We start from the raw sequence: 12,646 nt of genomic DNA on the forward strand, positions 1-12,646 counted from the left end.
TTCAAAACATAAGCCGTCCAGGCGGCTTATGTCTGCCGCGGCCCGATTTTCTATAAACATAAATGATGTCGGGCCTCTTCAGCGTCGAACGGAGAATTTTTTTGACAACAAACAAAAGCGACGCTGGCTGAACCACCCAAAAACCGAGTTGGGTGGACTCACGCCACTGCAATTCGCGCCAAGCGAGTCCGGGCACGCATTCGTCAAAGATGCACTGGAGATAATCAATCAAGGATACACCTATTAGTCAGAGTCCTATCGATGTAGATGGCCGATGCTGCTAGTTATCCAGGGGCTTGAATTTGGATGCTGTAGAGAACTGAAAAAATCGGCGGAAATCTGTACTCCGAACTAACAGGCAGGTGACGCTTGCAATTATCTGCCAGCTAGCCACTTCGACTTTCAAGAAAGTTCAAAAATCGAAAAAGAACATCCGCTACCTTTTTGCCAACGAAAAACGTCCCTGACTGTTATTACTTGTAAAATAATTACCCCTCAATATATCACCTTCATGACCATAAAGCTTTAGAATGGAAGCCCCCTCATAGCCACTTCCAACCACACCTTTTGAAACCTTAGGAACTACTCTATAGAAATAATAAAGAACAGGACGCGCCGAGTTAATATCCTTGATAGTTTTCACTGCAAGCGTTTCGGAGTCGGAACTTTCAGAGTGAACCTCCATACTTACTGAAAACAAGCTTTGCTTGATCGTCGCAACTGCTTTTGCCGAGCCCTCTGTGCCATCCCACACGTAAGCAATATCCATATCCCACATACCATTCAAATCAGGAAAGACCCAGTCATTAAGAACTGGAAAGAGCCCCCACAATTTTCTCCACAGAAAACTACCAAGTACGAACAGTGAAACCTCTAGCACTACCGCTCCACCTCCCACGACCCTGAGAGCTTGCTGAAGCGTAACCTCGACACCACAGAGAAACAAAATAAAAACCAATAATGTAACGAAAGCCGCATATATCTTAGCAACCAAAACCATTGCTTTTAACGGAGACAAAGTAGAAAACATTTACACTCCTTGAAAAAAAACCTCATTGCCTTTCTCAAACACGGCCACTCCCAGCCTCGGTGTGGAAACGCCAGTAAATATTACACCTGGCAGACACGAGCCAAATAGAGCTGCTAAATAGCGCCCTCCGAACGCGCGGCTTCGATTTGGCAAAACACCTGAAGGGATCGGAGGAGAGAAATACTGCGCTAATAAAATAATCTTTAGATCAGCGCTCAAAACATGAAAACCATCATGTAAATCGTTATCAGCATGTGATATCTCCGCCAATAGATGTGCAGTATCCAACGTACTATTTACTGTCGCGTTAACACGCATAGGGAATGCAGGTAGAATGGCATCGTCCTCCATCACGATTACCCCCGCCCCAGAAAAATCTTCTCCTGAAAGGGCTGCCACATCTACGAGCAGATCGGCCAATCGCTGCAACGTCACGTTGTTGCCAGCCGAATTAACGTCATAAAAAACACACCTTGGCTTGATTTTTGGTCTGACTGAGGCATTCAACATCTGAATGCCCCGCTAGCATAGCGGCTCGGCCGCGCTTTAGAAAATATCCCCTGGTGCTAACGATTGGAGAAAAATTAAAGGAGCGGTCCATCTCGGACACGTCACTCGTCTCAACGCCTCAAGTGCGCATGCTCAAGAGGATGGCGCTTACCTGTGGGCGACATGTATTCCACATGCAGATCTTCCCAGCCAACGATAAGGGCCAGGAGAGGCCTTCCGTCGACACGGTCAGCAGCTAAAATTTGCCACTCCTTCAGGTCAATTGACGACGGTGTTGGGCGGCCTTGCGGATGGATATGCCACTCCCCGATGTACCTCACAAGGCCATTGCTCTCCTTCCAACGTTTCATGGCCAATTTATGGTGGAAATAGGGCATTCGCTCAAAAAAAAATCTGAAGCGCCTGTCCCAAAACGAGGGCTCAGTCGCTTCAATGATCTCCAGATGCTCACCGCGAACATGACCAAGCAATATCCCACCAGCCTCCGTCGAGTCGACTCCTTCCTGGATGTAGCGACTGAAGACCTCTAGGGGTTGCTCACGCAGATACACCATCTGCTGGGTACCAGGCACAACCCAAGTCGTTACGAACGGCATGCTGGACATCCCATATGTGGCAATGGTGAGCAGTCTGGGGTTGCCGGCTCATAGGTATAATCCGTCAGGCGAGTCGTGAGGGTGGGCCAAGGCTTGTCTGCGACCCACGCCAGAGCAGTATCCATTGCCAACGCTGCTGCTTGGATGGAGACCGATGCAGGGAATGGTACGTATAACCCTTCACACCCCTGCCCTGCGAAAATGGGCTCTACACCGCCGACGACCGATAGCAACTCACCTTGGCTATTTGCTTCCGTCAGGCACCGATAACAACCTTGCTCTGCGCGGTGTTTGATCAGCGAACGCACAGCGACACCAGCTCCCTCGATCCAGATATGCAAGGTTGGACAGGGTGAAGCTTTAGCAAGCCAGTGGCCGAAGGCCTCTTCTCCGGTAGCATCAATGATGAGATCCAAGTCAGCCAAATTTACGTCCTTGGCGTCGTTGTTATACCCGCGTACCTGGGCACTCGGCAGGACAATTTTGAGCTCATCCGCAAGCGCTTTTGCTTTGGGTTTGAAGAGGTAGTTGAAGCCTAATCGGTGGCGCCCTAGGTTCTGTGGCATCACCAGATCGTCATCGACCAACAGCAACTCACCCCCACCTGTTCCGGCACCGGCTTTGATGAGCATTTCGCCAAGAAACCCGCCGATGGTGCCGCACCCGATCAAACCGATGCGCTTACCGGCGAGGGTTGTACGCCCCGGAATGTTGCGCTCCGCCAGGTATTTATCATCGAGCCGAAGCATCTGCACCGGCTCAATCGGGCAGTCGAAAATGGGTATGCGCTGATCACAAGCACGGTGGTCACTTGGACGGTTGCGCTGAAGCTCATGCACGATAAAACCGTAGCTGTATCCCGTCTTCTCAGACTCGATGACGATGAGTAGGCCCGGTGCTTTATCGCGGTACGCTGCGATGATTTTGTCGCGAATCTTGCGCCGGCAGGCTTCATCCATCTCGTGTTGCCAGTCGAGAATCTGGCTGACCGTTTTCGGTGGCCAGTTTTCCTGCAGCGGTCTCGGTGCTGCGCTGGATGTAATCAGCGCTATCTGGGAGATGAACTCATCAATGTTGCGCCCTGGGCGTGCAAACTTGGCACGACTGCGATCAACATCGTCAGTGAGCACGAACATCTTGTTGTCGGATAGCTGAAGCAACTCAGCCCGGCCAGACGTACGTCTTTCGATGTCATGGAAGCAGTAGATACCGTCCCAGTAGACGAAGAACTCTTCCTGGAGATCTTCTTTCATCTTCCCCGCGAGCAGCTGCTCCAGAACCTCTGCGGCCTGAAGCAAGGATGTCCGGATTTGTCCAACAGGATCGTAGATATCAATCACCTGTGTCCCGGGCGCGGCGTAGCATAGATACCCATCCGGCCCAAGGTGCGGCACCAGCCGTGGAAGCGACCTAGGTAGCTTGGTGACCCACAGCTTCAGAGGCCGTTCGAATGAATGGTCTATCCACACTTCGCACGGCACATTGCCTTGAGTAGTGGTCGACAATTTTCCAGTCATCACAAGCCAGGCTGCACGGGGCTGGGGTTCCATTTTGGTGAACCCCCAGGCCGTCATGTGACGCAACACCTCCTGCATGGCACTCATGGCTCAACCTGCCTTGGTGCGTTTCACAGGCTCTGCAGGGCCAGCCAAGGGCGCGATCGCAGCCATTGATGCCGGCATGCCCTCAGGGGTCGACTTCATGCGGTGAGGGGCGTAAGGGAAACGGTCACCCAGCATCTTATGCAACCAGTTATTGGCGGTAGTGGCATCAGTTGCATTGATGGCGCCTTCCAGGTGCCGGGCGAACTCTTCGAAAAATTCCACTGCGTCAGCAATGGCCTCTTTGGGCATGTGTGCAGTGAGCGATGCGGTGGAATCGATGGGGCTGGCGACACCGTTGCGCAGAGCGGCCGGAATGCCCTTCACCACATTTAGCAGCGAGCGGTCATCGCGCTTGTCGAAGGACTCGAACAGTGGGCAGGCTGCGGCCATGAGGAGGATCGAACTCGGCCCCTTCTCTTCCCACTGCTTGTCCCGGAATGCCTTCAGGTACCGCACGACGCGGATCAACTGATCACCCTTTTCCAAGCACTCGCGCTTGAACCAATTTTTCATTGCCATGGGGTCAGACTTACGCCAACCCTGCTTGCGGTCAGCTAGCAGGATTTTGTCCGAAGGCAGGGTCTTCCAGCTATCGCGCTCGGAATTGATCGCGCTATCGAAAACCGCATGCCCGCGGCTCTCCATGTTGGCCTTGATCTGCTGGAACAGCGTGTCGGGGATCACGTACAGCGGTAGGTCGATGTGCGCGTAAGGCGAGATGGTTACGCGAACGCAGGTGTCCTTGCTCTCGGTATGCCAGCCCCGCTCAGCGCACATAGGTCGAAGCACGTCCAGGACTGCATCAAAGAACAATGCGATTGCAAGCTTAGGGCTGCTCTCCTCACGCATAACACTAAGAGGCAGGTAAACGCCGTCATCGATATCTGATTGCTGAGGAGGGGTCGTGCAAGGGCTGTTCAGGGTTTTGTAAGCACGCGAACCCTGGATGTAAAACCGGGGTTCACAGATATCGCCTTCCAGGCCTTTACCGCGAAGATCGGCCTTCAAGGCTTCCCGGATGTCTTTCCGGGCATTATCAATGCGGGATAGTTCTTCGGGTGCCAGGTCAAGCTGGTCAAGGAAGCATGCTTCCCCAGTAGTAGTGAACAGCAAAGGACTAAAATTGGGCATAAAGCCTCCGCTCAGTCGCTAAATGAACGGTGCCTCCAGCAACTGCTGACCTTCACATCGAGATTACCGAGCGCTCATGCGCCCCTGAATCTCGTCACTGCCACCCTACGCCAACCACGTATTTCCAAAGGGTGCAGTCCTTCCCGGTTTGTCAGCTACCATGCTCGATGACACGTGTGAGATGACATAGTGCCATGCCACAACATGTAGATCAACAGATAATACATAGCACTACATATAGTGTTATAGCGGTTGCAAACCGCGTAACTCATGGAAAGGGTTAGGCTGATTTAGCTCTTGTGAAGGTGACCTGCCCCGCGGTGTTGAGGCCTTCAGTCCATTTGCGATCGGTGAAGTACGTGCCTTCCATGTAGAGTTCATCACCCGACTCTTTCACGAAAACCCGCGCAGCACCGGTATGCGTGTTCGTATCAGTCGCCACAGGGATCTGGGTGAAGTTGACGAACATGTAGTTCAGTTCAAGTAGACCCGTCTGATCGCTGGACCGCACCGAGACGCTGATGGTCTTCGACTCGGAATACCTATCAGCAGACGTGAATTCCATCTTGACGCTGAACAGTCGCGCATAGATTTTGACCTTGCCGGGCACGCTGATGAGCGAAGTCCCAGCGCCCTGTCCCAGCCATTTTTGCTTGATCCCCCAATTGGATTTTAGCTGCATGTCCCAGTCTCCTTCGATGGGGGGAAGGTACTTGCGAACAAGGGGCACCCGACACAGCCAAACGAACAGAGGGCTTTGACCCAGCACCCAGAAAACGCTGGCGCCGATCGTGACCGCTGAGGAGATCGGTCGACCGAGATCAATCAGCGGCCCAGTGACCAGCACAGAGATGTCCTTATAGTGCATGACCAGAAAAACTAGCACGCACGTGCTAGCAAAATACCCAAGGGTCTTGGTGATCCCTATGACTTGGTACATTCCTTACCTCGATGTCGGCTGGCTTACGTCCTACCCCCATACGCACGTCGTAATGGAGTACATGACAATCAAAATGCGCGTGTCAATCATTAATATAAAAAACCACCACGACACATCATCAGGCGCGCTTGCGGCCCGAAAAGTCTGCCTGGTTCTGTCTGAAAAAAATTGTCGCAGACACCGCGTAACACAAGCCAGCGAGACCATCGCGCCATAACTTTTTGCGAGCTTGTCGAAGCGTGTCACGACTCGACGGTTCTCCTTCAGCCAGCCGAACATACGCTCGATCATATTACGTTACTGGTATTTGAGACGATCAAACAGTATCGAGTTTGATCGAGAACCATGGAGGTCAATCGAGGAAGTGTCGCCCAAGCTGCTGTTAATTGGCTTCACATGCTCAGATGCTGGAGCGTGGCCAAGGGGAGCTATCAACAGCATGCCAGTTCAAGGGTGGTATCGAACCTGGCCTACCATCTGACAACAGCATGCTGACGATCAGGGCCCCAGGCTCGCGTTCAGGCTGTACCGACCTGCAGGCTGCCCCCCCCAATCCTGGGTGTCGATGCACAGCGATAACCGATCAACCTCTACCCCCAGACTACACATACCAGCCCCCGAGATCGTGACCGCAACGCCGCAAAGTGAGGCTCCGAGCGTCATTCGCCATTTGCGGAAAAGTAGGCGGCCTTTCGCTCCGGCGTGACGCTCGGCAAAAGCTCTTCGACGGGCGAGAATTTGGCACTGAAAACCCCGTTGACCATCACGAACTCGGACGGCCTGATTCCCGCCCAGAAGAGCACGAGATCCTTGTCCCCAGTGCAGAGAAGAATCTCCTCATCCGGGAACGCTGCAAACAGGTGCATCAGTACCTCAAGCGATCGAAGGTCGGCCAAGGCGTTGTACGCATCCTCAACCGTGTACTTACTTACGTTAAACTTGAGCAGACCTTTGGCCGGACTCTTGCCGTTTGGCACACATACAACACTCAAAGCAGCCAGCACCACAAGTGACAGAGCAGGAACGCTACATGCTTTGGCGGTGGATAACACATCATCCCAGACCTCCGTCACACGTCGCGCGGCTATCGGAGCCCGTAGTTTCGGCGCCAAACACATCAGAAAGTCCTGCTTACGCGCCATGCCCGCTTCACTGTCGCGAATGAGGCCCCTTACACCCTCCAGACAACCCCGCCCGCTCGGTACTATCTGAGCCAATGGCAATGCCGCGTTTATGATCTCAGTTGCGACGTCGAACTGCTGTTCGATGCTTGCATAGTCGGGATTTTTTTTGAGGTTACCCTCAAGCACATACAGCAAAGGATTGATTCGAACCGGTCGCCCGGTGAGGAAATCAAGGAAGTCCTTGTCCTCCAACTTTGTTTTTTCCCCAGCACGAAACCTGCCGGCAAGCTCAGTGAAAACGCATCTGTCGGGAAGCACAATCATCGAATCCTTGAACGCGATGCCGGAAGGGAGCCAGCCATCTCGCACCAACCCAAGTGTCCTTGACGAGTATGGGCTATTCAGCACTGCGCTGACCGCCCCCTGTGCCTCTAAAGTGAGGTCTTCCAGATTGCTCTCTACGACCCGAGCATTTGCCAGGCGTAGTGGCATGGTAAGGGGAGTACCCAACGTATGCCCTATGAGATCTGCATACCCTAGGCCACGGAATTTTAGATCAGCAAAGGTAGCGCTACGCCCAGTTGGAACTCCGCTCTCATCGACTTCTTCGTAGCTTATGACCCGCTCGCTCGCCTGATCGGGCACCAGGAGCGCTTGTGATGGCTCTTTAGATTTCGAAGTTGCCGGGTTCATTTTGCTCCGTTGCCATCGAGGCATTCTGAAAATGTGTACGACGAAGTATCACCAAAAAATGCTGAGCTCACGCCTGGTCACAAACCAGCTCTGACCAGCTCTCCCCGATCAACAAGCAAGAGGTTTGTGATAAACAATTGCCACATCCTCACACAACGTCTCATCCGCCATCCGGATGGGGGAAACTCTCAGCCGCTCGACAATCACGGTCGCAAACCCTGGGAGCTCCGGCACATCACCATCGCCGAAATGCGGGTGACAGAGAACACCACCAGGATTTAACAACGCCCGCATCTTCGCAGCTCGGGACGCTCGTTGCACCTGCTTACAGTCCGGCCCATCACCTTGATCGCCCTCTTCGATGTGGTAGTCAAAGGGGTCGAAGAAAATGAAGTCGTAATGCCCATCGATGTGACACCGGTTCCAGTCACCGCAGAACGGTTGCACAGAGGGGTGGCGCTGAGAGAAAGCCAGCAGGTTGAATCGCCCCGGGTTTCCTAGACACCTCTTTGCCTTAAACTGAGGCCAATTAGGAGGTGCCATGAGCAACCCGCGTTACCCCGAAGAATTCAAAATACAAGCGGTCAATCAAGTGACCGAAAAGAAGCTGCCTGTCGCTGATGTGGCGGCCCGTCTCGGCGTGTCGACGCACAGCCTCTATGCCTGGATAAAGCGCTACAGCAAACCTCAAGAAGAACGGCAGCAAGACGATGATCAGCACGCTGAATTGCGTCGTCTGCGAGCCGAACTAAAGCGTGTTACTGAAGAGCGAGACATCTTAAAAAAGGCCGCCGCGTACTTTGCCAAGGAGTGCGGTTGAAGTACGCCTTTATCAAGCAGCGAGCCGGCGACTATTCCATTCGACGGCTTTGCCTGACGCTGAAAGTCCATCCCAGCGGCTATTACGCCTGGTTGTCTGAGCCGCAATCTGCGCGCGCTAAAGACGACCAGCGACTGCTGGGTTTGATCAAGCATTCCTGGCTGGAGAGCGGCGGCGTTTATGGCTATCGCAAAATCCATGACGATCTGCGCGAGGTCGGTGAAGTTTGCGGGCGCCATCGTGTGGCAAGGCTGATGCGTCTTGAAGGGCTGCGCTCTCAGACAGGTTATCGACGCCGCCCTGGAAAGTACGGCGGTAAGCCAGCGGTCGCCTCACCCAATTTGCTGAAGCGCCAGTTCGATGTCGTAGAACCCAACAAGGTTTGGGTCACCGACATCACCTACATTCGTACGTATGAAGGCTGGTTGTATTTGGCGGTGGTGCTGGATCTGTTTTCTCGTCAGGTCGTTGGCTGGTCAATGAAGGCGCAGATGACCAGTGATTTGGCTATTGATGCGTTGTTGATGGCGGTTTGGAGGCGTAAACCGAAGCAAGAGGTGATGGTTCATTCCGACCAGGGCAGCCAGTACAGCAGTTCCGATTGGCGCAGCTTTTTGAAGGCAAACAATTTGGTTGCCAGCATGAGTCGTCGAGGCAACTGTCATGACAACGCCGTGGCCGAGAGCTTTTTCCAGCTTCTGAAACGAGAACGGATCAAGCGGAAAATTTACACCAGACGGGAAGATGCTCGTAGCGATGTGTTCGATTACATCGAAATGTTCTACAACTCAAAACGTCGACATGGTTTCAACAATCAGCTGTCACCGGTAGAGTTTGAAAAGCGTCACGCAATGAGCTTGCAAGGTGTCTAGAGAACCCGGGGCGATTCAGGTCTAGGTAGATACTGGTCTCTATCTCAAAGATGTCGTGACGCTCAGGTTTTAAATATCGCTGAATCAACGTAGCGGAGATCCCCAAGCCATAACCAATCTCCAGAACAGTGCGGGAATTGAGGTGTGCCAGCTTGGAAAAAAGCACTTCAAAATACGCTTCTTCGGTACGGGACATGACGACCTGACCGTTCCAGACGAGGACATCGCTGTTTTTTTCGTCAAACTGCAAATCGATCGAGCTCACCGGCACCTCGTCGAGAGTTTTCATCGTTGTAGGAGGCTGAATCTGAGCACCATTTTCCGGCGCGCTCTTCCCGTGCATTCCTAGGGGCACTTCTGGGCATGCAAGCTTGGGGGCCCGGTTAGCCTCTCGATACCAGACCAAGACGAGCTGAGAGTCGCCGACCGCCGAAGCCTCTTTAAATCCGGCATGCTCAGCAGCCTTGCGTGACGCCAGGTTGGACTTGCGCATATGTGCGTAGATGACATCGTATTTGCTGTTCTGACAGCAATATTGGTAAGCCCCGCGGCCAATCTGCCGCCCTTGGCTTGGTCGGTTGAGGAAGACATGGAACGACGCGTGGCGGCCTCGAACCTCGTCCTTGACCAGATTGATGAAGGCGATGCCCGCTCGCTTGCCTTCAACCGAAATGACCCAAGCTTCTCCTCCTGGCCCTCCTCCTCGCTCACGCGTTCCCGGCGTACGCGTGAACTCCAGTTTATCCAGCGGTAAGGGGCCGAGCTTCGACTTTGCTTTCACAGGGGGAGGCTTGGGAGTCGTCCGCGCTGCAGCCTTGGATTTTGGAGGACTCACTGGTCGCGCCACGGCTGCTCTCCCAGTCCAATAAGAAGCCGGTCGCAGCTCTCAGCCCAGAATTCCGCAGGGAAAAATCCGGGGGAAAACGCAACCACGATATCTACGAGTCGCTCAACCAGACCATGTCGGTGTAACGCATCGGTCAGCCCATCGATGCTGTCCAGAATCTGCGGCAGCGCATCATTCAATGGGCCTGGGTTGTCAATGTGATCGCTATCGCCATCGTACCGGTTGCAGAAGTAATCCATGTCCACATGTAGAAGAATGGTTGCGCTAGTCTTCGCCAGGCCTTCAAGCCATGAGTCGAGGTCATGCGTAAATCGGTACCGACCACGCCCAGCTCCTTTGTCATCAGCGATGAGTGAAATAGCAGGACGCAAAGCCGAGGGATCAAGCAAAGTATCAGCCACCGACTCCAGTATGATCTGCGAATCGACCGTTCGAGTGCACTTGGGCCCTTGACAGAGATGCCGCACCTCGGTGTCAGGATGCCTATGAAGAAAAGGTGTGAGGAAACTCCCCATGCCTAGCGCCCCCTAGCACCCCATCTCCTTTTTCATGTTTCTGGAAAGATTCCAGAATTTTACTCTGGATTTTTCCAAGCTAGTATTTACTTGAGCTCCAGCGGCGTTCTGCTCTACGAGAGTCCAGTAACGTCCATCAAGAGCCGACGCTTTTTTGGGGGTAAAAGTAGGGGGAGTCCGTTTCATGGCCAAAAATTACCATCAAATAACTCGAGTCGCTGATAGCCAACGACGCCGGTGGGATCCCCAAGGAGGATGGTAATCTCGCCGGTCGAATCTCAGTGCGTAAGGACGCTGTGTCGGTCAGCTTTTTTTATCGCTGTCGCTGGGGTGAGCAGAACAAATCGAAGCCGTGCCAACTCGCTTTCCAAGTCAGTGATTGGGTTATCTGGCACTCTTGGATGCGGCTCGGAGCGAAGCATTGCTAATACTTCGAGTCCATCACTAACATCACCGTATTTTTGGCATTAGATGTTCCTGCATGTCATACCTGCGAAAAATTCAAAAAACCATCGCACGTTGTTTAATTCGCCAACTGGCAGACCGGCATCCGATGGAGTCGTCCTTGAGCGACCGCATGCACATTGTCGTCCCTAGATGGGATGCCAAGCTGGGTGACTCAATAGTCTCGTCGTTCTTTTTTCGCGAAGCTCGAAAGTTGAATGCCCGAGTAACCGTGTTGACGGTGTCGGAGCTTGCGCCCCTGCATACCGAGGTCTTCGGAGTGGACCGCGTTATCGTCACCGGTGCGAGCCCCGGCGTTGCGCGGCTGCGCCACATTGCGCGTCAACTCGGCCCGGTGGATGTGGTGGTTCATCTGGTCGGCAGAATCCAACCGGCGGAGATTATGTTTCTGCACTGGTTGCAGCCGTCACGGGTGTACTCACTGGATGACGACTTACGCTGCGTCAACCGCAAATTTGGCGCGGCAACGGCAGACAAGAGTTTCCCGGAACGCTACGAGCAAGTGCTGCTGGATCTGGGTGCAAAGGCGGTCGAGAGACAGTACATCGTCCCCCTCCCGCCCCTGTTTCAAGGTGCCGCGGATGCACCGCAGATACTGGTCAACTCCTATGCCAGTCGACCGGACAAAGGCCTGTCCTTCAACACGGCCGTCATGCTGCTGCGCGCCGTGGCCGATGCATACCCCGGAAAGTCAGTGGGGATCCTATGCAGCCCCGTTACCCGGGCGGACGCGCAGCGCCTGGAAACCAGCGTCGGCAGGCCCAATGTCCGCGCCCTCAAAGACCTGAACACGCCCACGGACGCCGCAGGCTATATAATCCATGCACACGCAGTTGTCAGTGTCGACACCGCGATCGTGCACATGGCTGTCGGCCTAGAAACCCGACTGGTTGCCATCTACCCCGCCATGGGGGACGAACACAATCCATGGTTGCCACCCCTATCTACCAAGACAACGGTGGTCTACAGCCCTCAAGACGAACAGCACTACCGCCGTACCGGGCAGAAAAACATGAACGCGTTTTCCATCGAAGATGTGGTCACAGAGCTGGACAGGCTATTGTCGACCGATACAGGAATAGACCCCGTGATCACCCTCCATGCACGCATCGTCGCGGGCCTGGGCGTCGCCACCGGCACCCTCGCCCGCCAACTGCCCCTGATCAGCCAGGCGTTCCCTGAGGTCGGCGAGTGTTACCCCGGGACCATCAACCTGCTGCTGGAACGCCCCCTTGTCGTGACCAGGCCCGATCACCGGACGGCGCCGATTGCCTGGACGCCGAGTGGAAGGATTACCGAAGTGTTCGACCTGGTGCGCATAGAACTGGAGTTAGACCATTCACCACTGCGCGTGCCCGCCTGGCTGTACATCGCGCACGGCTCCCCTCACAGGCAAACCCCGAGCACTCACGAAGTGATTGCCCAGGCCCTGGACCTGGAGGGTATACAAGGCTGCCGCATTCATCTTCGTGCAAACGCAGTGGCGCTGGCGTAGGGCT

12 protein-coding genes and 1 pseudogene are annotated in these 12,646 nt (G+C 54.1%); 3 read left to right on the top strand and 10 right to left on the bottom strand.

Annotated features, from left to right (window positions below):
• The first annotated feature begins 28 nt into the window (after positions 1 to 28).
• Entirely contained in the window at positions 29 to 247 is a 219-nt protein-coding gene (locus ATI14_RS27825; protein WP_218166706.1) for an antitoxin Xre/MbcA/ParS toxin-binding domain-containing protein, read from the top strand.
• A 189-nt stretch (positions 248 to 436) separates the two neighbouring features.
• Here the strand turns inward: ATI14_RS27825 and ATI14_RS27830 are convergent, their stop codons facing one another.
• The 8 genes and pseudogenes from ATI14_RS27830 to ATI14_RS27865 form a co-directional block, all read right to left on the bottom strand.
• Positions 437 to 1,030 carry a Cap15 family cyclic dinucleotide receptor domain-containing protein gene (locus ATI14_RS27830; protein ID WP_016973566.1) on the bottom strand — a complete coding sequence of 198 codons (594 nt, stop codon included), beginning with the start codon at positions 1,028 to 1,030 and terminating at the stop codon, positions 437 to 439.
• Positions 1,031 to 1,540 carry a hypothetical protein gene (locus tag ATI14_RS31300; protein WP_130886752.1) on the bottom strand — a complete coding sequence of 170 codons (510 nt, stop codon included), beginning with the start codon at positions 1,538 to 1,540 and terminating at the stop codon, positions 1,031 to 1,033. It lies immediately after the preceding gene.
• 110 nt (positions 1,541 to 1,650) lie between these two features.
• Positions 1,651 to 2,136, bottom strand: coding sequence for a Mov34/MPN/PAD-1 family protein (locus ATI14_RS27835; protein ID WP_016973567.1), 486 nt, complete (start codon positions 2,134 to 2,136; stop codon positions 1,651 to 1,653).
• Entirely contained in the window at positions 2,124 to 3,740 is a 1,617-nt protein-coding gene (locus ATI14_RS27840; protein WP_016973568.1) for a ThiF family adenylyltransferase, read from the bottom strand. The genes ATI14_RS27835 and ATI14_RS27840 overlap by 13 nt, the downstream gene beginning before the upstream one ends.
• Before the next feature lie 3 nt (positions 3,741 to 3,743).
• Positions 3,744 to 4,871: a CBASS cGAMP synthase gene (locus ATI14_RS27845; protein WP_080520657.1), complete on the bottom strand. Its 1,128-nt coding sequence runs from the start codon at positions 4,869 to 4,871 to the stop codon at positions 3,744 to 3,746.
• Positions 4,872 to 5,151: 280 nt separating this feature from the next.
• Positions 5,152 to 5,811 carry a hypothetical protein gene (locus ATI14_RS27850; RefSeq protein WP_080520656.1) on the bottom strand — a complete coding sequence of 220 codons (660 nt, stop codon included), beginning with the start codon at positions 5,809 to 5,811 and terminating at the stop codon, positions 5,152 to 5,154.
• Between the two features lie 150 nt (positions 5,812 to 5,961).
• Positions 5,962 to 6,135: pseudogene (locus ATI14_RS27855) on the bottom strand (IS5/IS1182 family transposase); the annotation flags it as partial.
• Between the two features lie 335 nt (positions 6,136 to 6,470).
• Positions 6,471 to 7,628, bottom strand: coding sequence for a hypothetical protein (locus ATI14_RS27865; protein ID WP_016970324.1), 1,158 nt, complete (start codon positions 7,626 to 7,628; stop codon positions 6,471 to 6,473).
• Positions 7,629 to 8,169: 541 nt separating this feature from the next.
• Here ATI14_RS27865 and ATI14_RS27875 point away from each other — a divergent pair.
• Positions 8,170 to 9,320 (top strand): IS3 family transposase gene (locus ATI14_RS27875; RefSeq protein ID WP_095008900.1). Its coding sequence is split into 2 segments (ribosomal slippage): positions 8,170 to 8,404 and positions 8,404 to 9,320, totalling 1,152 coding nucleotides; the frame shifts between segments, so codons are not numbered across the junction.
• Here the strand turns inward: ATI14_RS27875 and ATI14_RS27880 are convergent.
• Positions 9,256 to 10,101: a GNAT family N-acetyltransferase gene (locus ATI14_RS27880; RefSeq protein ID WP_231124394.1), complete on the bottom strand. Its 846-nt coding sequence runs from the start codon at positions 10,099 to 10,101 to the stop codon at positions 9,256 to 9,258. The genes ATI14_RS27875 and ATI14_RS27880 overlap by 65 nt on opposite strands.
• Positions 10,102 to 10,151: 50 nt before the next feature.
• Positions 10,152 to 10,568 carry a hypothetical protein gene (locus tag ATI14_RS27885; protein WP_231124393.1) on the bottom strand — a complete coding sequence of 139 codons (417 nt, stop codon included), beginning with the start codon at positions 10,566 to 10,568 and terminating at the stop codon, positions 10,152 to 10,154.
• A 595-nt stretch (positions 10,569 to 11,163) separates the two neighbouring features.
• On the opposite strand from ATI14_RS27885, the gene ATI14_RS27895 reads away from it, so the two are divergent.
• Complete coding sequence (locus ATI14_RS27895; RefSeq protein ID WP_080519975.1) at positions 11,164 to 12,642, top strand: glycosyltransferase family 9 protein; 1,479 nt, start codon at positions 11,164 to 11,166, stop codon at positions 12,640 to 12,642.
• Positions 12,643 to 12,646 lie beyond the last annotated feature (4 nt).

The organism is Pseudomonas tolaasii NCPPB 2192 (assembly GCF_002813445.1).
Classification (GTDB): Bacteria; Pseudomonadota; Gammaproteobacteria; order Pseudomonadales; family Pseudomonadaceae; genus Aquipseudomonas; species Aquipseudomonas tolaasii.